Source organism: Sphingorhabdus lutea (assembly GCF_001889025.1).
In the GTDB taxonomy this organism is placed as follows: Bacteria; Pseudomonadota; Alphaproteobacteria; order Sphingomonadales; family Sphingomonadaceae; genus Sphingorhabdus_B; species Sphingorhabdus_B lutea.
The window spans coordinates 745221-768202 of record NZ_CP018154.1; the positions used below are offsets into that span (position 1 = coordinate 745221).

Consider the following 22982-nt stretch of genomic DNA (forward strand, 5'->3'; position numbering starts at 1 on the left):
CTGGCCGATATATATCGCTTCGTAATTTTTGGCAGACCCCAACGGCCTTGATGGCGGGCCATCGCCATATCAATAAGCACGCCTAATGCATAAGCATGCCCAAGTCAGTATAAACATGGCAAATATATACGCTATTTGAAAATGCGTGTTTCCCCGCCAACAAATATTTTATTTAAAACTTTGGTTAAGATTGCCGTAAATATTTGTAAATAAGCAAAACATGATTGTGCTCTTAATAATTCTTTAACCAAGTATTACAATAATGATTTTGTTTATTTTTCAGTAATATTTTCTTCGTTAAGGGAAGTTTATGGCGGGCGCGATAAAGAAATTAACAGCAAATTTGGTCAAAGCGGGGGCTTTGATGTTTGGGCTTTCCATGGCCACACCCGCGCTTGCCGCGCCCTTTACTTGTTCTGGCGAAATTTATCAGGTCCAATCAGGCCAATTGCGCGTTTTTGACCCCATTACATCAACCTATGTCAATATTGGCGTGCCCAGCAGCAGTTATAATGCGGTTGGCTTTAACACCCTTGATAATTTCGCCTATGGCTCGCAAGGCAATAATGTCATCCGTATTCACAGCGATGGCAGTGTTGATACAATTTATAATGTCGGATTTAACAGTTTTGCCGGCGATGTTGACGATAATAATGGTCTTTATCTTCGCCGTTCAGCCTCCCAATATAGCCGCGTTGACCTTGCCACCGGCAGTGTCAGTACCATCAATATTGGTGGGTCAACGGCAAGCGGGGCCGATATTGTGTTCGTGCGTAATGCAGGTGTGCCTTATCTTATTGCGGTGACCACCAATCAAATTGGCGTGATTAACCTTAACACCAATATGTCGGAAACAAAGTCCATTTCCGGTTTGCCCAGTGGCGGTTTCGGCGCGACATGGTCCGACTTTAATGGACGTGTTTTTACATTTAACAATGGCACGGGTGAAATTTTTGAGCTTTTCGACTTATTCACCAATAATCCGACATCTACCCTTGTCGGGCAAGGTGACCCAAGCGGCAATAATGACGGCTTTTCCTGCCCAAATGCGCCCTTTCCAAATCTACCCCCCGTGGCGAAAAATGATGTTTTTTCAACAGCATTTGAAACCGCCATCACCCGCAATCTATTGTTAAATAATGGCAATGGTGTGGATTTTGATCCTGAATCAACGGCATTAACCGTGCAAACAACGCCGGTTTCCGGGCCAAGCAATGGCACGGTTAGCATTGGGGCAAATGGGTCAATGACATATACGCCCAATGCCGGTTTTTATGGAACGGACAGCTTTGTTTATCGTATTTCGGATATTACGGGATTAACCGATACCGCAACGGTGACAATAACCGTTCCTGCCCCGCCCATTGACCTTGTCACCAAAAAAAGCCGTGCATCCGCCACATCCAATCCTGGTGTAGGGGATGTTGTTACTTTCCTTATTGAAGTGACCAATAATGGACCAGCGGCGGCAAGCGGGGTTAGCTTGACCGATATAATCCCCTCTGGTCTGACCCCTACGGCAAATAATGGCAATGTTACAACGGGCAGTTATAATCCGGCAAATGGATTATGGTCACTTGGTACAATTGCGGCGGGTGCAACGCAAAGCTTAATCATTGAAGGCACGGTTAATGTTGGTCAGGCTGGGCAGCAATTGACCAATGTCACAACCCGGGCAATTGGCGATCAAACCGACCCAACCAATAGCGGGAATGATTTGGGCGAGTCCATCATCGTCTTTCCCCTGACCCTTGTTGCCAATGATGACAACTCCCCGGATATTGTTAGCAATGTGGGTAGTGCAAACGCCCTTAATGTTTTTGATGGCGACAGCTTACAGGGTAATCCGGCCACCGCATCCAATACGACATTGTCCGTGGCCAGTGGGTCAAGTGTACCGGCGGGGCTGACTTTCAATACATCTACGGGTATAGTGGGTGTAAATCCGGGGACGGCGGCTGGAATTTACAGCTTTATTTACAGAATATGTGAAACAACTAATCCGTTAAATTGTGATGAGGCAATTGCGACGGTGACCGTTATATCTCCGCCCATAAATGCGGCGAATGATGAAGTTTTCGGCATTGTAGGCGCATCCGGCGGCACGGCGGTTCTTAACGCATTTTCAGGCGACACATTGGGCGGGGCAGCGGCCACTGCATCCAATACGACATTAAGCGTGGCGAGCGGCTCGAGCGTTCCAGCAGGATTAAGCTTTGATCCTGCCACGGGCAATGTGAATGTGGCGGCGGGCACAGCGGCGGGAAATTATAGTTTTAATTACAGGCTATGTGAAACTGCCAGCCCCACAAATTGCGACATTGCAACCGTTACGGTAGAGGTTATTGCCGCCACCATCACGGCCACGGCGGACAATCCTACCCCGCTTACAGGCGTTGCAGGCAATGCAAATATTGGCAATGCTTTTACCAATGATTTATTAAATGGTTCAGCGGTGAACCGCTCTGATATTATCGTTAATATCAATTATGGCGCGACCCCTGCTTATTCCGGTGCGCCCGTTCCCACCCTAAACAGCGCAAATGGCGATATATCGGTACCAGCGGGCACGCCCGCAGGGACATATATGATCGGGTATCGCATTTGCGAGGTCATAAATCCGACAAATTGTTCAACCACGGTGATTACCATTGTCATCACCCCAACGGCAAATCTGTCAATTACAAAAACCAACACTCCTGGGGTTAATGGCGAATTGGATCAGGCAAATGATATTCTTATATCGGGTGCTTCTACCACCTATGTCTTGGTGGTGACCAATAATGGTCCGGACGCGGTCACGGGTGCAATTGTCACCGACACGCCAAGTTCAGGATTAACCTGCGCAGGAACAAATGCTGTCACCATAACGGGCGATGGCGTCCCTGCTGGTTCTTATACCATTTCTGATCTTATCGGCGGCGGTATCATTCTTGATACTATTCCCAATGGCGGCAGCACCACCCTATCATTTGCATGCACGGTGAATTAATCATGAAAAACATCAATTATGAATCCACAAGATTAAATATCCGGTCACGCGCAATGCTGGTCAGTGCGCTTCCTTTTGTCGCGCTTGCCATGGCTAATCAGGCTTCTGCCCAAAATGCGGTGAACAGTGCAAATGTCGCCGTGCCCAGTGGTACGACCGACCCCGACACATCCAATAATAATGCGACTGATAGCGATATTATTTATGCCGTTATTGTGGCGAGCAATGATAGTGTGAGCAATGTTAATGGTGCATCAGGGGCAACGGCGGTGGTCAATGCCTTTACATCTGATAGCATTAATGGGGTGGCGGCGAGCGATGCCAATGCGGTGTTAAGCGTGGCGAGCGGGTCAAGCGTTCCAGCAGGATTAAGCTTTGATCCAGCCACGGGCAATGTGAATGTGGCGGCGGGCACGCCCGCAGGCACCTATAGCTTTGATTATCAAATTTGTGAAAAGCTAAACCCCACCAACTGCACCACGGCAACGATCAGCGTGGGCGTTGTTGCCGCGCCGATTAGCGCGGATGCAGATAGCGTGAACGGTGTTAATGGCGCGAGCGGCGCGTCGGGCGTTGTCGATGTGCTGGACGGGGATATGTTAAACGGGGCGGCGGCGACATTATCCACTGTTGATATTAGTGTGACGACACCGGCCACGCCAATATCTGGCGGGCCTGTGCCAACGCTGAACCCTGCAACGGGTCTTGTTGATGTGCCTGCTGGCACGCCGGCTGGCAGCTACACTATTGAATATCAAATTTGTGAAAAACTAAACCCGACCAATTGTGCAAGCAATATGGTGACGGTGGATGTTGCGGCCAGCGCGATTGTGGCGAGCAATGATAGTGTGAGCAATGTTAATGGTGCATCAGGGGCAACGGCGGTGGTCAATGCCTTTACATCTGATAGCATTAATGGGGTGGCGGCGAGCGATGCCAATGCGGTGTTAAGCGTGGCGAGCGGGTCAAGCGTTCCAGCAGGATTAAGCTTTGATCCAGCCACGGGCAATGTGAATGTGGCGGCGGGCACGCCCGCAGGCACCTATAGCTTTGATTATCAAATTTGTGAAAAGCTAAACCCCACCAACTGCACCACGGCAACGATCAGCGTGGGCGTTGTTGCCGCGCCGATTAGCGCGGATGCAGATAGCGTGAACGGTGTTAATGGCGCGAGCGGCGCGTCGGGCGTTGTCGATGTGCTGGACGGGGATATGTTAAACGGGGCGGCGGCGACATTATCCACTGTTGATATTAGTGTGACGACACCGGCCACGCCAATATCTGGCGGGCCTGTGCCAACGCTGAACCCTGCAACGGGTCTTGTTGATGTGCCTGCTGGCACGCCGGCTGGCAGCTACACTATTGAATATCAAATTTGTGAAAAACTAAACCCGACCAATTGTGCAAGCAATATGGTGACGGTGGATGTTGCGGCCAGCGCGATTGTGGCGAGCAATGATAGTGTGAGCAATATTAATGGTGCATCAGGGGCAACGGCGGTGGTCAATGCCTTTACATCTGATAGCATTAATGGGGTGGCGGCGAGCGATGCCAATGCGATATTAAGCGTGGCGAGCGGCTCGAGCGTTCCTGCAGGATTAAGCTTTGATCCAGCCACGGGCAATGTGAATGTGGCGGCGGGCACGCCCGCAGGCACCTATAGCTTTGATTATCAAATTTGTGAAAAGCTAAACCCCACCAACTGCACCACGGCAACGATCAGCGTGGGCGTTGTTGCCGCGCCGATTAGCGCGGATGCAGATAGCGTGAACGGTGTTAATGGCGCGAGCGGCGCGTCGGGCGTTGTCGATGTGCTGGACGGGGATATGTTAAACGGGGCGGCGGCGACATTATCCACTGTTGATATTAGTGTGACGACACCGGCCACGCCAATATCTGGCGGGCCTGTGCCAACGCTGAACCCTGCAACGGGTCTTGTTGATGTGCCTGCTGGCACGCCGGCTGGCAGCTACACTATTGAATATCAAATTTGTGAAAAACTAAACCCGACCAATTGTGCAAGCAATATGGTGACGGTGGATGTTGCGGCCAGCGCGATTGTGGCGAGCAATGATAGTGTGAGCAATGTTAATGGTGCATCAGGGGCAACGGCGGTGGTCAATGCCTTTACATCTGATAGCATTAATGGGGTGGCGGCGAGCGATGCCAATGCGGTGTTAAGCGTGGCGAGCGGGTCCAGCGTTCCAGCAGGATTAAGCTTTGATCCAGCCACGGGCAATGTGAATGTGGCGGCGGGCACGCCCGCAGGCACCTATAGCTTTGATTATCAAATTTGTGAAAAACTAAACCCCACCAACTGCACCACGGCAACAATCAGCGTGGGCGTTGTTGCCGCGCCGATTAGCGCGGATGCAGATAGCGTGAACGGTGTTAATGGCGCGAGCGGCGCGTCGGGCGTTGTCGATGTTCTTGATGGGGATATGTTAAACGGCGCGGCGGCGACATTATCCACTGTTGATATTAGTGTGACGACACCGGCCACGCCAATATCTGGCGGGCCTGTGCCAACGCTGAACCCTGCAACGGGTCTTGTTGATGTGCCTGCTGGCACGCCAGCTGGCAGCTACACTATTGAATATCAAATTTGTGAAAAACTAAACCCGACCAATTGTGCAAGCAATATGGTGACGGTGGATGTTGCGGCCAGCGCGATTGTGGCGAGCAATGATAGTGTGAGCAATATTAATGGTGCATCAGGGGCAACGGCGGTGGTCAATGCCTTTACATCTGATAGCATTAATGGGGTGGCGGCGAGCGATGCCAATGCGATATTAAGCGTGGCGAGCGGCTCGAGCGTTCCAGCAGGATTAAGCTTTGATCCAGCCACGGGCAATGTGAATGTGGCGGCGGGCACGCCCGCAGGCACCTATAGCTTTGATTATCAAATTTGTGAAAAGCTAAACCCCACCAACTGCACCACGGCAACGATCAGCGTGGGCGTTGTTGCCGCGCCGATTAGCGCGGATGCAGATAGCGTGAACGGTGTTAATGGCGCGAGCGGCGCGTCGGGCGTTGTCGATGTGCTGGACGGGGATATGTTAAACGGGGCGGCGGCGACATTATCCACTGTTGATATTAGTGTGACGACACCGGCCACGCCAATATCTGGCGGGCCTGTGCCAACGCTGAACCCTGCAACGGGTCTTGTTGATGTGCCTGCTGGCACGCCGGCTGGCAGCTACACTATTGAATATCAAATTTGTGAAAAACTAAACCCGACCAATTGTGCAAGCAATATGGTGACGGTGGATGTTGCGGCCAGCGCGATTGTGGCGAGCAATGATAGTGTGAGCAATGTTAATGGTGCATCAGGGGCAACGGCGGTGGTCAATGCCTTTACATCTGATAGCATTAATGGGGTGGCGGCGAGCGATGCCAATGCGGTGTTAAGCGTGGCGAGCGGGTCAAGCGTTCCAGCAGGATTAAGCTTTGATCCAGCCACGGGCAATGTGAATGTGGCGGCGGGCACGCCCGCAGGCACCTATAGCTTTGATTATCAAATTTGTGAAAAGCTAAACCCCACCAACTGCACCACGGCAACGATCAGCGTGGGCGTTGTTGCCGCGCCGATTAGCGCGGATGCAGATAGCGTGAACGGTGTTAATGGCGCGAGCGGCGCGTCGGGCGTTGTCGATGTGCTGGACGGGGATATGTTAAACGGGGCGGCGGCGACATTATCCACTGTTGATATTAGTGTGACGACACCGGCCACGCCAATATCTGGCGGGCCTGTGCCAACGCTGAACCCTGCAACGGGTCTTGTTGATGTGCCTGCTGGCACGCCGGCTGGCAGCTACACTATTGAATATCAAATTTGTGAAAAACTAAACCCGACCAATTGTGCAAGCAATATGGTGACGGTGGATGTTGCGGCCAGCGCGATTGTGGCGAGCAATGATAGTGTGAGCAATGTTAATGGTGCATCAGGGGCAACGGCGGTGGTCAATGCCTTTACATCTGATAGCATTAATGGGGTGGCGGCGAGCGATGCCAATGCGGTGTTAAGCGTGGCGAGCGGGTCAAGCGTTCCAGCAGGATTAAGCTTTGATCCAGCCACGGGCAATGTGAATGTGGCGGCGGGCACGCCCGCAGGCACCTATAGCTTTGATTATCAAATTTGTGAAAAGCTAAACCCCACCAACTGCACCACGGCAACGATCAGCGTGGGCGTTGTTGCCGCGCCGATTAGCGCGGATGCAGATAGCGTGAACGGTGTTAATGGCGCGAGCGGCGCGTCGGGCGTTGTCGATGTTCTTGATGGGGATATGTTAAACGGGGCGGCGGCGACATTATCCACTGTTGATATTAGTGTGACGACACCGGCCACGCCAATATCTGGCGGGCCTGTTCCAACGCTGAACCCTGCAACGGGTCTTGTTGATGTGCCTGCTGGCACGCCCGCTGGCAGCTACACTATTGAATATCAAATTTGTGAAAAACTAAACCCGACCAATTGTGCAAGCAATATGGTGACGGTGGATGTTGCGGCCAGCGCGATTGTGGCGAGCAATGATAGTGTGAGCAATATTAATGGTGCATCAGGGGCAACGGCGGTGGTCAATGCCTTTACATCTGATAGCATTAATGGGGTGGCGGCGAGCGATGCCAATGCGGTGTTAAGCGTGGCGAGCGGGTCAAGCGTTCCAGCAGGATTAAGCTTTGATCCAGCCACGGGCAATGTGAATGTGGCGGCGGGCACGCCCGCAGGCACCTATAGCTTTGATTATCAAATTTGTGAAAAGCTAAACCCCACCAACTGCACCACGGCAACGATCAGCGTGGGCGTTGTTGCCGCGCCGATTAGCGCGGATGCAGATAGCGTGAACGGTGTTAATGGCGCCAGCGGCGCGTCGGGCGTGGTCGATGTTCTTGATGGGGATATGTTAAACGGCGCGGCGGCGACATTATCCACTGTTGATATTAGTGTGACGACACCGGCCACGCCAATATCTGGCGGGCCTGTTCCAACGCTGAACCCTGCAACGGGTCTTGTTGATGTGCCTGCTGGCACGCCAGCTGGCAGCTACACTATTGAATATCAAATTTGTGAAAAACTAAACCCGACCAATTGTGCAAGCAATATGGTGACGGTGGATGTTGCGGCCAGCGCGATTGTGGCGAGCAATGATAGTGTGAGCAATGTTAATGGTGCATCAGGGGCAACGGCGGTGGTCAATGCCTTTACATCTGATAGCATTAATGGGGTGGCGGCGAGCGATGCCAATGCGGTGTTAAGCGTGGCGAGCGGGTCAAGCGTTCCAGCAGGATTAAGCTTTGATCCAGCCACGGGCAATGTGAATGTGGCGGCGGGCACGCCCGCAGGCACCTATAGCTTTGATTATCAAATTTGTGAAAAGCTAAACCCCACCAACTGCACCACGGCAACGATCAGCGTGGGCGTTGTTGCCGCGCCGATTAGCGCGGATGCAGATAGCGTGAACGGTGTTAATGGCGCGAGCGGCGCGTCGGGCGTTGTCGATGTGCTGGACGGGGATATGTTAAACGGGGCGGCGGCGACATTATCCACTGTTGATATTAGTGTGACGACACCGGCCACGCCAATATCTGGCGGGCCTGTGCCAACGCTGAACCCTGCAACGGGTCTTGTTGATGTGCCTGCTGGCACGCCGGCTGGCAGCTACACTATTGAATATCAAATTTGTGAAAAACTAAACCCGACCAATTGTGCAAGCAATATGGTGACGGTGGATGTTGCGGCCAGCGCGATTGTGGCGAGCAATGATAGTGTGAGCAATGTTAATGGTGCATCAGGGGCAACGGCGGTGGTCAATGCCTTTACATCTGATAGCATTAATGGGGTGGCGGCGAGCGATGCCAATGCGGTGTTAAGCGTGGCGAGCGGGTCAAGCGTTCCAGCAGGATTAAGCTTTGATCCAGCCACGGGCAATGTGAATGTGGCGGCGGGCACGCCCGCAGGCACCTATAGCTTTGATTATCAAATTTGTGAAAAGCTAAACCCCACCAACTGCACCACGGCAACGATCAGCGTGGGCGTTGTTGCCGCGCCGATTAGCGCGGATGCAGATAGCGTGAACGGTGTTAATGGCGCGAGCGGCGCGTCGGGCGTTGTCGATGTGCTGGACGGGGATATGTTAAACGGGGCGGCGGCGACATTATCCACTGTTGATATTAGTGTGACGACACCGGCCACGCCAATATCTGGCGGGCCTGTGCCAACGCTGAACCCTGCAACGGGTCTTGTTGATGTGCCTGCTGGCACGCCGGCTGGCAGCTACACTATTGAATATCAAATTTGTGAAAAACTAAACCCGACCAATTGTGCAAGCAATATGGTGACGGTGGATGTTGCGGCCAGCGCGATTGTGGCGAGCAATGATAGTGTGAGCAATATTAATGGTGCATCAGGGGCAACGGCGGTGGTCAATGCCTTTACATCTGATAGCATTAATGGGGTGGCGGCGAGCGATGCCAATGCGATATTAAGCGTGGCGAGCGGCTCGAGCGTTCCTGCAGGATTAAGCTTTGATCCAGCCACGGGCAATGTGAATGTGGCGGCGGGCACGCCCGCAGGCACCTATAGCTTTGATTATCAAATTTGTGAAAAACTAAACCCCACCAACTGCACCACGGCAACAATCAGCGTGGGCGTTGTTGCCGCGCCGATTAGCGCGGATGCAGATAGCGTGAACGGTGTTAATGGCGCGAGCGGCGCGTCGGGCGTTGTCGATGTGCTGGACGGGGATATGTTAAACGGCGCGGCGGCGACATTATCCACTGTTGATATTAGTGTGACGACACCGGCCACGCCAATATCTGGCGGGCCTGTGCCAACGCTGAACCCTGCAACGGGTCTTGTTGATGTGCCTGCTGGCACGCCAGCTGGCAGCTACACTATTGAATATCAAATTTGTGAAAAACTAAACCCGACCAATTGTGCAAGCAATATGGTGACGGTGGATGTTGCGGCCAGCGCGATTGTGGCGAGCAATGATAGTGTGAGCAATATTAATGGTGCATCAGGGGCAACGGCGGTGGTCAATGCCTTTACATCTGATAGCATTAATGGGGTGGCGGCGAGCGATGCCAATGCGATATTAAGCGTGGCGAGCGGCTCGAGCGTTCCTGCAGGATTAAGCTTTGATCCAGCCACGGGCAATGTGAATGTGGCGGCGGGCACGCCCGCAGGCACCTATAGCTTTGATTATCAAATTTGTGAAAAACTAAACCCCACCAACTGCACCACGGCAACAATCAGCGTGGGCGTTGTTGCCGCGCCGATTAGCGCGGATGCAGATGTAGCCCCGCCGGTTAGATCAGGCATAGGTAATCCGGCATTGATGAATATATTGGCGAATGATCAATTAAATGGTCAGCCAATTAACCCCAATGACGTGATATTATCAATTATTTCAGGCGCAAATGACCCAAATATCATTTTGGACGTAAATAGCGGACAGGTTTCGGTTGGGCCAGAAGTGCCAGCGGGCACATATGTTTTTGAATATCAAATTTGTGAAAAATTAAACCCCACCAACTGCGCGACAAGCACATATACCATTATTGTTGATCCAGCGATTAGTTCGGTTGAGGGAACGGTATATTTGGACAGAAATGGTGACCGTGCGCTCGACAATGGTGATGAATTGCGCGCTGGTTGGATTGTTGAGATATTGCGTAATGGCGAGCTGTTAGAATCCGCAATTACCGATGCCAATGGTTCTTATCGGTTTGACAATCTTTTAAGCGGCGGTGGATATGTTATTCGTTTTCGCAATCCCGATAATAATGTTGTTTATGGGCAATTGGAGAATGTTGAGCTGACCTCCAATAGCGTTGTAATCGATCAAAATTTACCGATTGACCCATCAGGTGTTGTTTATAATAGTGTGACACGTGATCCAGTTGCAGGGGCGGTTGCGCGGTTAACAAATGCAAATGGCATTGCCTTGCCAGCCACATGTTTCCTTGACCCATCACAGCAAAGTCAGGTGACAGGGCCAAGCGGAGAATATAGGTTCGATATAGTTCCTGGCGCTGCGTCGCAATGCCCAGTGGGTGAGGCGGAATATGTTATTTCAATTACCCCGCCATCTGGTTTCACATTTGTATCGACAGTATTGCTTCCCCAAAATGGTGCATTTGACCCCAGTGGACAGACCGGACCTGTGCGTATTTCGTCAGGTCCCGATGCGCCCGATGATGCAAATCCAACCTATTATTTGCGATTTACACTGCAACAAGGGGATCCCGATGTGATTTATAATCATATTCCGATTGATCCATTCCTGTCTCGGTTGCCGTTAATAATCACAAAATCCAGCATAAAGCGCACGGTAAATATTGGCGATCTTGTTCCATATGAAATAACCGTACGCAATGTGGAAAATGTACAAAGAGCCGGTGTGACTGTAGTAGATTTATTGCCGCCAGGATTTAAATATGTGGCTGGTTCTGCAACGGTAGATGGTGTTTTGACCCCCGTAGAGGCAGCCAATTCCAACCGTCAAATTGAATGGCGCGGCCAAATTATTCCTGCCTTATCATCGGTAAAATATAATTTAACATTGACCGTGGGCGCAGGTGTTACACAGGGCACAAAGGTAAATACCGCATTTGGTGTTGACGGCCCATCAGGTTCGGCCATTTCAAATCGTGGTTCAGCCGCGGTTCAAATTGTGCCAAGCAGCATTTTTGATTGTTCAGAAATTATTGGTAAGGTTTTTGAAGATAGAAATTATAATGGCTATCAAGATGAAGGCGAGCCTGGCGTGCCCTATGTGCGTTTGGCCACCGTTAATGGTCAATTGATTACCACCGATGAATTTGGGCGATATCATATTGCATGTGCCGCTGTGCCAGATGCACGTATTGGTTCAAATTATGTGTTAAAATTGGACACGCGCACTTTGCCCATTGGGTGGCTGCCGACACAGGATAATCCGCGTTCAATCCGCCTGACCCGTGGTAAAATGGGAGAGGTTAATTTCGGTGTCGCGCCGCCAAAACAAAAGGATGAGGGGGAAGAATAAAATAAAAAATGCATAAGGTGTTGATTCCAAATTTAATGATGTAAGGCGCGCGGCACACCAATAAAATCAGGAGGAATATATTTAGTTTTTTTGCCTTTGCTTAAATAGGTTTAATTGGGCAATGTGCATTGCGCCAATGCAGCCTGCGTCGCCGCTTAATCGAACAGGAACAATATAATCATCCAATTTTTCGCGGGTTAAAATATTATCTAAATAGCCTGAAATTTTATGCCATAATGCTGTGCGTATCATGGGAAATAGATGCTGATTATCCATCACCCCGCCGCCCAATATTATTTTATCGGGCATGCAGGTCATCATTAAATTCAGACATAGGGCGGCAATATAATCGGCCTCTATTTGCCATATTATATCATCTGGAGGGCATGATTTCACATCCCCCAAATATCGCGTGGCAAGGGCAGGGCCGGCGGCCAATCCTTCGGCACATTGCGCCCCATGATAGGGGCATGTACCGGTAAAATCGTCCATTTCTATTACAGATTTGGGCAGGAACATATGCCCCATTTCGGGATGTAATATTCCATTTTGCAATTGACCATGACGTAGTAACCCGCCGCCAATTCCTGTCCCAATGGTAAGGTAGATGATATGATGATGGCCTATTCCCGCGCCATATTCCGCCTCTGCCAATAGGGCGCAATTCACATCTGTTTCCACAAATATTGGCAGCAATAATTTTTCGGTTAAAATGCCATATATATCGCACCCGCCCCAATCGGGTTTTGGTGTGTCCAATATGCGCCCATAATTTGCGCTGTTTTTATCTATTTGCACTGGCCCAAATGCACCAAGGCCAATTGCCGACAATTTGCCGCAGCGTTGTTGCGCCTCAATAAAAAATTGCGCGACCGCCCGTAATGTATCGGCAGGGTGGGCAGTGGGAATTTGAACCTGTTCCAATATAGTTTGTTCATATCCCACGGCGCATATAAATTTGGTGCCACCGGCCTCTATCCCGCCAAAGATTATCGGCGTGCCATTTTTATTGTCCATAACTGCCATTTATGAGGCCGAAATATTTTTGGCATGTTGCATAATGATTTTGTGCATGGAGGCGTCGCTGTCAAACACGCCATACCAGCCTTGTGGTTCATGGGGTGGGTCGCCCATATATTGCGTGTCGCCCGGTTTGAAACGATGGTCGGCATGTGGGGTGCGGGCCTCTCCATTCCATGCCCAAAAATTACTGCCGACAACCGGACCATTATTGGCCATGCTTTGTTCAACAGCGGCATAAATCATTTTATAGAAACGTTCCTTAAATGTTGCGGGGATTTCCGGATCATAAAGCTCCCCATCGCGGGGGAATCCAAATTCCTCAAACACCAAAGCTTTGCCAATTTGGTTGGCCAGACGGACATGGGTGTTGATATAATCATTCACCTTTGCCGCGCCATCATCCCATGTTCCGCCAAGGTTTTTACCGTCAACCCAACTCCAATTTAATGGCCATATATGCGCGGTAAGATAATCAATTTGCTGATGTGCTTCGATAAATATTTGCTCGCTGCCATTGCTTGCCTTTGTGCCTTCTTGGCCCAATGAGACAAGATGATTGCCGTCAATTTCGCGGATGATTTTGGCGGTGCTATTTATCCATGCATAATAATCGGGCAATATTTTATCCATGACTGGTTGGCTGTTGCCGGGCCTTGGCTCATTGCATAATTGCCATGCCATAATCGCCGGATCATCGCGATAATCCACCCCAGTTATTTTATTTTTCCGGCCAACTGTGCGGCGCACATGGTCATGATACATACCGACCGCCGCTTCATTTTTGTAAAAATCACTGGCATGATCAGGGAATGCGGGCCATGGATGCTCTGGATCATTCATGTCGGTGAATTTACCGGTTTGATAATATAAATATGTCATGACACCGCCCGACCATTCCCAAAAATTGGTCAGGCAAAGCACGGCCTTCATATCGCGCTTTGCGATTTCAACCATTAAATAATCCAAACCATCGAACAGCGTTTCATTCCATCCATCCTTGGTCCGAAAGCCCGGCTTTATCCCTGCTTTTAACGGTCCTTCCTCTGCCGAAGCCATGACGCGTAAATTTGTAATGCCAATTGCCTTCATTCGGTCCAATTCTCTGCCCAAACGCGCACGGTCGCCATATGCCGCATCCGCGCCAAGATAGGCCCCATACCATAAATTTGCGCCGACAAAGCGATATGGCTTATCATTTATAGTAAAACGCAGCCCGTCGCGCTTAACAAAGGCTGCAGGATTGGTTTTTGCAATTTTCTTGCATGCGCCCAATATGGATGTTGCAGTCGCAACTGCGCCAATACTAATCGCGCTTAATAATATTTTACGGCGTGATAAATTTGGCATTTCTCTCTCCCCCTTATCATATCCATATTGGTTTGAAAAATGGCTGCTCTCTCCCTGCCATGATTCGTAATGGACCTATGTTTCCTGCTAACGCTATATATAAAATTGACAACGCTGCCAATTATTTAAAATTTAAGATGATAAGGATCGTAAAAGCGGCTGCAAGATTTTTTACAAGAGAGAATTTCATATAAATCATTGAAATATCTAATTTATATGAAATATGATTTGAACAGTTGGGCAAATAAAAGCGGCAAATGAATAATGATAAAATAACTGATAATTATAGATAAAATGACAACGTCAATAAAATATTTACCTATTTTGCAATAAATTAAAACCGCAAAAGCCAAATGATGCCTTGGTAAATTTATCAACAAATATGGCGGTCATAAAGCAAGAGCTTCAATGTTGAAATTTTAACCACAGGCAGGGACCATGCATAAGTCACAGCGCAGATTATTTTGGACGCAAGAGAGTAAAGCGATACGTGATGCCTTAATCATTTTTGGATTAACGGCGATTATTATTATTTTTTCAATATCAATTGAGGCATTTGAAAGAATAGTAGAATTCTCCCAAACGCATGAGAGTTGGGAAATTGACGAATTTCTAACCGCTGCCTTGCTGCTTCCAATTGCCCTTTGTGTCTTTTCATATCGGCGAGTGGCCGAAGCAATGCGGTTATTGTCCGAGCGTGTAGAAGCGGAAGAAAATGCCAAAGAAATGGCTTTACATGACGCCTTAACCGGATTGCCAAATCGCCGCATGGCAATGGATAAACTTAATCATGCTTTGGAATATGCTTATCGTGATCCTGTTACCATTGTTGCGGTTGATTTAAACCGATTTAAATCGATAAATGATGTTTATGGGCATAATATTGGTGATCAAATATTGTTAATGGCGGGGCAAAAATTGCGTTCCAATTTACGCGAAGGTGAAATTGCGGCCCGGCTTGGCGGCGATGAATTTCTGTTAATTTTAAATGGCCGTGCCGATAGCGATGACATCATCCAGCTTATTGAAACAATATCATCCACTTTTGATACTTCGTTCGATATTGGGCCGCATAATTTTTCTGTGGGGGCCAGTTTCGGTGTTGCCCATACTGATAATCATAAAATCGATATTGATGAATTTATGGTTCAGGCAGATATGGCGATGTACCGCGCCAAGGAAATCGGCAGCAATGGCATTGCCTATTTTGAACCTGGCATGGAACAGGCAGCATTACGCCGTTCTACAATAGAATTGGAATTGCGCAATGCGCTTACCAGTGGTGAAATTTACCCACATTATCAGCCGTTAATTGATTTAGAAACCGGTGATACTGTTGGCTTTGAGGCATTGGCACGTTGGAAAACGCCAGGCGGCTTGGTGCGTCTGCCAATTGATTTTATTTCCATTGCGGAACAATGCGGGTTAATATCTGATTTATTTTTTACCATATTGCGTGCTGCCTGTGTTGATGTTCGTAATTGGCCGGCACATTGTCATGTCGCGATAAATCTGTCGCCTGTGCAATTTTCCGATCCTGAATTGGCGCAGCGAATATTGGGCGTGTTAATTGAAACTGGCGTTGCACCGGGGCGGATAGAAATTGAAATTACAGAAAGCGCATTGGTAAGCGATTTGGATAATGCCATTGCCACCATCATATCTCTTAAAAATCAAGGCGTGCGTATTTCGCTTGATGATTTTGGAACGGGCTATTCCAGCTTGCGTCATTTAAGCGACTTGCCAATTGATAAATTAAAAATTGATCGCAGCTTTGTCGAAAATCTTGATAATGATGAAGCATCAAGGACTATTGTTCGTGCCGTCACTGGGCTTGCGCATAATCTTGGCCTGACCGTGGTAGCAGAGGGCATAGAGACACAAGAAAATGCATCTCATTTATCGCAATTTGGATGTGATTTTGGGCAGGGATATTATTTTGGAAGACCAGCAGCGGCGCAGTTTTTAATGCCGTTTTTTAATCAGGAATCATGGATTAAAATCAGCGACAATTTATCAAAAATATCAAATCAAGAAATTGTAGCACAGGAACATAATGTCCATTCACATCACACTGCAAAAAAAGTGAATGGCGGGTAAAATTATGAAAATGCAGTATCATGTCAAAGCCTATCATGGCTTAGGGCGCAGCTTTGCCCGCACTCGCTTCATATCGGCTTCAACTGCGCTATTTATAACTTTTGCCGCCATTGGATTTGTAAATAATGCACAGGCGGAAACAGGGCGGGTTGATCAGGTGGAACAATTAGATGGTGAGGCAGGTGAGTTTGAACTTGAATCGCAAAATATCTGGGTGCCAAAATATGATGGTGAGGCGTCCCAATTGGCAATGGGTTTAACATTTGAATATGGGCTTTTGGATAATTTTATCATTGGAACAGAGGCAGAGTTTGAACGTGAAGACGGCGAAAATTTTGGATTAAGCGAATTTGCGGCACAGGCAAAATGGATTGCATTATCCCCGCAGGAAAATGCAGTCGGGCTAGGCATACAATCTTCTATTATCTATAATTTTGAAGATGATGCATTGAGCACAGAAACATTTTTTATCGCGGCAATAGATGGCAAAGAATGGACGGCAGCGGCAAATATCATTGCATCAAGCGAAGCTGGCAATCTGGGCAAATTTGACCTTGGCTATAGCGCGCGGGCGGACAAGGAAATTGGCAAAAATATGCAATTGGGTATGGAAATTGGCGGAGATATTGCCGTCGATGATCCAAAGGCGCATTGGATGGGCCCGGTTATTTCATTTGAACCCATAGAAAAAGGCCCTGAATTAGAAATCTCAGCCTTTACCGGATTAAATCAAAATAGTCCGGATGTACAATTTCGTTTGGAAATTGATTGGGAATTTTAATTTTTTCAGCGCCGATTTAAAAAGATTATAGTATCGTTTATTAGCGATGCTTATCATTTGCCATTAAATAATTATGCCTCCGGCCAGATATTATATAACAACATAATTTATCCACAATTTTGCGTATAAAGATGGTGTATGGACGGGGCATAAAATGAAGTTGAAATTATTCCATAAACTATTTTTATTGGTTGCCGCGACTGCGCTTGTCGCGGCATTGGCTATGGCGTCCATTATGGCGTGGAACCTTAATCGCGGATTTTCAGGTTATTTGGAATCTAGAGATGTAGAGGCATTAGATGCCTATACCGACTTAATCGTGCGCCAAATTGATGAAAATGGCGGCGTTCAGGCATTGGAAAAAGGCACAGTTTCTTTGGCAGATGTGCATAATATTTTGGTTGAGAATGCCTTGATACCAGGCAGGTTGAGGCCCAATCCACCGGGCAAAAGGCCTCCCAAATCAAGGGAGGATTTAGAGGCAAATTCAAATATCATTAATGGGCAGGCCAAATTCCCGCCGCCGCCGCCCAACCGCGCAATGCCGGGTGAAATTCCCCCGCCAGGTTCGTTTCCAAGGGCGGGTGATGAACTGCGCCGCCCTCCGCAATCGCTTACTTCGCCTGCTCGCGGCCCTGGTTTCCTTGCCCCGCGGCTATTGCTATATGATATGAAAGGAAATCAAGTCGCAGGGCCGCCGCCTGCGCGTCATGGTCCAAAAATGATGGAAAGGCCGATTTTAATGGGCGGTAAGAATATTGCCATTGCCAAAATGATTCCATCTGGACCTACGCCATCTGCCGTGGAGGCAAGGTTTTTGAAAAACCAATATTTATATGCGGTGTTTTTGGTTATAGGGTTAATGTTTTTTGCCGCCTTTGCTGCATGGTGTTTTGCCCGTGCGGGGGCGCGGCGGCTTGCAAATATGGAATTGGTGACCAGAGAAATTGCGGGAGGAAATTTTAATGCCCGCGTGCAAACCAATGGACATGACGAAGTGTCGATGATGGCGCATGATATCAACCAAATGGCAGAAAGCCTTGCCAGAGCTGATCATGCACGGCGCGGCTGGTTGGCTGAAATTGGGCATGAATTACGGACACCGCTGACCGTTTTGACGGGGGAGTTGGATGCGTTGAAAGACGGTGTTAGGCCATTAAATCAACAAGCGATAAGTTCGTTGAAAGAAGAAACGGACCGTTTGGGTGATTTAATCGAAGATTTGCATTTCATGGCTGTTTCTGACCTGACAAATGCACCCAGCAGTTTTTCGTCATATGATGCAGTAAATTTATTTAATATAGTGACCAATCGTTTTGCCTCGGTTTTTGAAAAAAATGGTTTGGAATTTGAGATAAATAGTGGAGAGGAACAGGCGCTTCGGGTTATTTGGGATGGGAAGCGGATTGAACAATTATTGGGAAATTTATTGACAAATGCGCAGCGTTATACCGACGCGCCTGGTGTTGTTCGGGCAAGCATTGGCCGTGAGGATGATATGATAAATTTTATTATAGAGGATAGCCCCCCCTCTGTTCCGAAAAAAGCATTAGCATTTTTATTTGAGCCATTATACCGTTTAGAGGAGGCAAGAGACCGTATTTCCGGCGGTAGTGGTTTGGGGCTTGCCGTTTGTAAAGCCATTGTGGAGGTGCATGGCGGCAAGATAAAGGCCCGTAAATCAAGTTTAGGGGGTCTGTTAATAGAAGTAAAATTGCCGATGGAGGCGAAACGCCCATAATGACAAATCGCAGCATATATATTGTCGAGGATGACCGTAAAATTGCAGCATTGCTGTCGGATTATCTAAAAAATGCAGGGCATGATACAAAAATATTTTTAGACGGTCGTTCGGTCGTGTCGTCGGTCCGGTCATCGCCGCCCAGTGCCATTATTTTGGACCTTATGCTGCCTGCATCAGACGGCATGACCATTTGCCGCGAGTTAAGAAAATTTAGCGCAGTCCCAATTTTAATGTTAACCGCACGTTCTGATGAAATTGACAAAATTGCCGGATTAAATGACGGCGCAGATGATTATGTCACAAAACCATTTAGCGCCAGAGAGGTTGTCACACGCATAAATACCTTAATCCGAAGATATGAAGGCCGTGTGACCGGCGATCCAAGCTCCAGTAAATATATGATTGATGATGAAGGCAAGCGCATTTCATGGAACGGCATTTGGATGAAATTATCAACATCGGAATTTAATATTTTATCGACCATGATGCGCCGCCCTGGTCGGATATATTCGCGCGACCAACTGCTTGATACCATTAGCGATCAATCGCTGGAATCTGGCGATAGAGCGATTGACAGCCATATAAAAAATATTCGCCGTAAATTACATAATATTGACCCAAAAGATAATTCAATTGAATCAGTATATGGTGCAGGTTACCGATTCAGAAATGATTGAATAAAATTCCAGTTCATCATTTCATTTTTTGATTAAAAGCCAAAATCTAATCTTGAAATTATATATTGGGTTTTTTGAAAAATTCGTGCCAATTTAATGCAGGGGTCAATGTCGCCAATTCCTTTTCCACGCCCATTGTTGCCCGAATAACCATCTTGCCTTCATCACTATGTGTCCCAAAAAGGTTGGTGCTGATAATAGGATTATTGGGGATTTCATCAAATTGCACACGGTATAAAATAACCACATAGTCACTATGGTGATGATGGTCGCCATCTGTTTCTGGCGGCATCGCCATGACCATTAAATCCGTGCCTTTTTTACCATTATTGGTGATAGTGAAACCAGATTTAAATTGCTGCTCAATCCATTTTTCTTGATTGCGAATTTCGCGCAGCGAAGCCTTGCCATCCTTATTCTCATCCACATTGGGCAATGCGGATATCGGCACGGAGACCACAAAATTGGCGCTGTTATCCAATATTTTCATCGTCACATTTTGCTTGGGCAATAAATGCGCCTGTAACGACATTGGCACCATCAACATTGATAGTAAAAGAACAGGGCGAAATAGCTTCATTGTCCTGGCCCTCCGCCACCACCGCGACCGCCACCACCGCCGCCACGGCCGCCGCGTTCACCACCTCTTTTGCCTTTACCTTGGCCTTCACCTTGTCCGCCACCTTGTCTACGAACTTCGGGTTGACTATCAATTGAACCTTTGACGCATCGTTGAATATAGGGATATGCGTCGGTGGCATAATAATGATAAATTCCTTGAGGAAATTCGGGTGTGACGCCGAAACGACCATTGCATTGGTCAAGATCGCCTAATCCCTCGACATATTCCCAATCTTGCATGAATGCGCCCATTGGAATTATGGCTGTCGATGGTCTTCCGGTGTCGGGATTTTGTTTTAATTGATAGCTTGTCCGCATCATTTTAAGAGTGCCAAGCATCATATTTGCACCGGGATATCCAAAGCGGGCATATACAGGAAACCCATCCGCAGCCCATCCAATTAAGGCCATTTCCTCGCCTGCTTTTGCCTTTTGTGACAACATGCCATTGGGCACGCCATGATAATGATAAGCGCCCGTGGGTTGGACATGGGCATTATTCATATCTTCGCCAAAATCAAAAATATCCTGTCCCAATGCTTCAATATTCCATCGGCCGCCACCGCCTGGCCCCAATGGGCATTGTTCGGGATTGGTAATATCATCGCTACAGCTTCCGCCAGTGCCAGGGTCAAATTTCACGCCATTTAACCCCATAACGGGTTCTTTAACCCGTCCACCAGGGCCCGAATAGGCTATAGGGGAGGTTGTCACGACAAAATGGACATTTTGCTGGGAAATTTTATTTGGGTTGGCGGGGTTTGGGAAAGCACCAATTTCATGATCCGGCACGGCATTTGCTGTTAAAAGGCGCTGGCCTCTATCACAATTCCATTTTGCGATGCTGGTCAGGCCAATTTGATCATTTTTCTTATTCACTTCATAATTGCACAAAACGCCAATTGTATATGCCTTGGTCGATGGAATGGGCGTCCCGCTATTATTTTCGCCCATTGGCGGACCGCCTGCGCCACCTCCACCTCCAGGCCCACGCCCCTGAGGTCCTGCTCCAGCCCCTGGGCCTTGACCTTGATCTGGACCTCGGCCTTGACCTTGGCCCATAGATTGACCTTCTGGCCCGCCACCACGATTATCACCTTGGGCAGGAACACATGCCAATGGCTTTCCTTCGGGGGCATGGCAAAAACCGGTTTGATTGCTGCCATCTGCATTATTCACCACGCAGCTTTCTTCGGCTTTTTTGGCGGTGCAGGCTTGTAACATCGCATCGCTTGGTTGGCCGCCTGCTCGCTGGGGGCCTCTTTCACCGCGTGACGGCGCTTGTTGGGCACCAATTTGGCTGGCGCTTAATGCCGATATTGTGGCGGCAGTGCAAAATATCATTGCTCTTATTTTGGGGCCTTTGGCGTACTTCATCTACGTTTGACTTTCAAAAATAATATAAGTTAGTCAATAATTTTGACATTAAAATAATTTTTAAGACATGAATGTGGATAGATTATGAGCGTTGAATAAATGGGCTAAAATTTTTTACATTTAAATAATCATCCACATTGCCTCCACAATTTTAACATATCTCACCATGAATAATTTTTTTGGGAGGCGAAAATGAACAACCGACATAATAATTTTCATCGCGGCATATTATCGGCGGCAACCATGTCTTTTTTACTGGTTGCTTGTGGTGGCGGCGATAGCGGCTCATCCAGTTCAAGCGGTTCTGTTACATTAACCGTTTCTGGTGCGCCAACAATTGGCATCGCGACGCCAGGAAATAATAGTGCGAGTATCGCATTTACCGCCCCATCATCAAATGGCGGTGCGACCATTACATCCTATACGGCCACTTGTACTGCAAATGGCGCGTCCGTCACTGCAACAAATAGCGGTTCACCAATTAGCGTCACAGGGCTTAGCAATGGCACGACCTATAGCTGCACTGTTACCGCGACAAACTCGGTCGGAACAAGCGCGGCCTCTGCCGCAGTATCGGTTACACCCTCTGCAAGTGCGACATCCAGCCTGCCTTCGGCCTTTAACCAATTTGGCGCCAATGTGAAGGTTGTGTATAATGAATCCGCCGGAACAGTGACATTGGAGGCAGCAGGTCGCCCCGATCATCAATCGCCATATTGGAACCCCAATGGAACAAGTGGTTTATATGTGGCCCCTGGTTTAGAAACGACGGTGGCGTCCATGTCACCGGGATATATTGACAATTACACCAATAAATATTTTTTAACAGTTCCTGTTAATCCGCAAAAAGCATCCACCACCACGGCAACTAGCTTGGGGGCAATTGGGATAGCCATTACCGGATCGCCAATATTTAATGGCCAAGAAGGACCGAATGTAAATCTTGATTCAGGGGTTATTTCTGGTTTTGACAATTATGGCGCACATACCGGGCCGCAGGTTTATCATTATCATTTAGAACCAACACCCATTTCAAATGACGATATAAAATTATTTGCGATATTGCGTGACGGTTTCTTTTTATATGGCCGTAAATGTGCCTCTACAGGAACGCATCCGACCGATTTGGACGCATCTGGCGGTCATACAAGCATCACGCAATATTCAACCACAGCTGTTTATCATTATCATATTAAAAATCAGATATATCTGACGGTTAATAACAAAAATGCTTATTTGTTATTTGATGGTGCATATCAAGGAACTCCAAATAGCGTTACCAATTAAG

11 protein-coding genes are annotated in these 22982 nt (G+C 48.2%); 7 read left to right on the forward strand and 4 right to left on the reverse strand.

The window, feature by feature from the left end:
* Nucleotides 1–310 precede the first annotated feature (310 nt).
* Nucleotides 311–2992 (forward strand): Ig-like domain-containing protein, encoded by a 2682-nt coding sequence (locus tag LPB140_RS03625; RefSeq protein WP_072558700.1) that lies wholly within the window; start codon nt 311–313, stop codon nt 2990–2992.
* 2 nt (nt 2993–2994) lie between these two features.
* Nucleotides 2995–12024 carry an SdrD B-like domain-containing protein gene (locus tag LPB140_RS03630; protein WP_072558701.1) on the forward strand — a complete coding sequence of 3010 codons (9030 nt, stop codon included), beginning with the start codon at nt 2995–2997 and terminating at the stop codon, nt 12022–12024.
* Nucleotides 12025–12105: 81 nt separating this feature from the next.
* Here LPB140_RS03630 and LPB140_RS03635 read toward each other — a convergent pair whose 3' ends face one another.
* Both LPB140_RS03635 and LPB140_RS03640 read right to left on the reverse strand, forming a co-directional pair.
* Complete coding sequence (locus tag LPB140_RS03635) at nt 12106–13041, reverse strand: ROK family protein (protein WP_072560264.1); 936 nt, start codon at nt 13039–13041, stop codon at nt 12106–12108.
* Between the two features lie 9 nt (nt 13042–13050).
* Nucleotides 13051–14394: a glycoside hydrolase 5 family protein gene (locus LPB140_RS03640; RefSeq protein WP_072558702.1), complete on the reverse strand. Its 1344-nt coding sequence runs from the start codon at nt 14392–14394 to the stop codon at nt 13051–13053.
* A gap of 438 nt (nt 14395–14832) precedes the next feature.
* Between LPB140_RS03640 and LPB140_RS03645 the strand changes: the two genes are divergently transcribed.
* From LPB140_RS03645 to LPB140_RS03660, 4 genes are all read left to right on the forward strand, one after another.
* Nucleotides 14833–16494 carry a putative bifunctional diguanylate cyclase/phosphodiesterase gene (locus LPB140_RS03645; protein WP_072558703.1) on the forward strand — a complete coding sequence of 554 codons (1662 nt, stop codon included), beginning with the start codon at nt 14833–14835 and terminating at the stop codon, nt 16492–16494.
* Nucleotides 16495–16498: 4 nt separating this feature from the next.
* A complete protein-coding gene (locus tag LPB140_RS03650; protein WP_156874120.1) occupies nt 16499–17275 on the forward strand; it encodes a hypothetical protein in 777 nt (258 codons plus the stop codon).
* Between the two features lie 154 nt (nt 17276–17429).
* Entirely contained in the window at nt 17430–19016 is a 1587-nt protein-coding gene (locus tag LPB140_RS03655; RefSeq protein WP_072558705.1) for an ATP-binding protein, read from the forward strand.
* On the forward strand, nt 19016–19696 hold the full coding sequence (locus tag LPB140_RS03660; RefSeq protein WP_072558706.1) for a response regulator: 681 nt from the start codon (nt 19016–19018) through the stop codon (nt 19694–19696). The genes LPB140_RS03655 and LPB140_RS03660 overlap by 1 nt, the downstream gene beginning before the upstream one ends.
* A gap of 58 nt (nt 19697–19754) precedes the next feature.
* On the opposite strand, the gene LPB140_RS03665 is transcribed toward LPB140_RS03660, so the two are convergent.
* Nucleotides 19755–20276 (reverse strand): hypothetical protein, encoded by a 522-nt coding sequence (locus LPB140_RS03665; protein WP_072558707.1) that lies wholly within the window; start codon nt 20274–20276, stop codon nt 19755–19757.
* Nucleotides 20273–21661, reverse strand: coding sequence for a YHYH protein (locus LPB140_RS03670; protein ID WP_072558708.1), 1389 nt, complete (start codon nt 21659–21661; stop codon nt 20273–20275). The genes LPB140_RS03665 and LPB140_RS03670 overlap by 4 nt, the downstream gene beginning before the upstream one ends.
* Before the next feature lie 225 nt (nt 21662–21886).
* Here LPB140_RS03670 and LPB140_RS03675 point away from each other — a divergent pair, with 225 nt between their 5' ends.
* Nucleotides 21887–22981 carry a fibronectin type III domain-containing protein gene (locus tag LPB140_RS03675; protein ID WP_156874121.1) on the forward strand — a complete coding sequence of 365 codons (1095 nt, stop codon included), beginning with the start codon at nt 21887–21889 and terminating at the stop codon, nt 22979–22981.
* Nucleotide 22982: the final 1 nt, after the last annotated feature.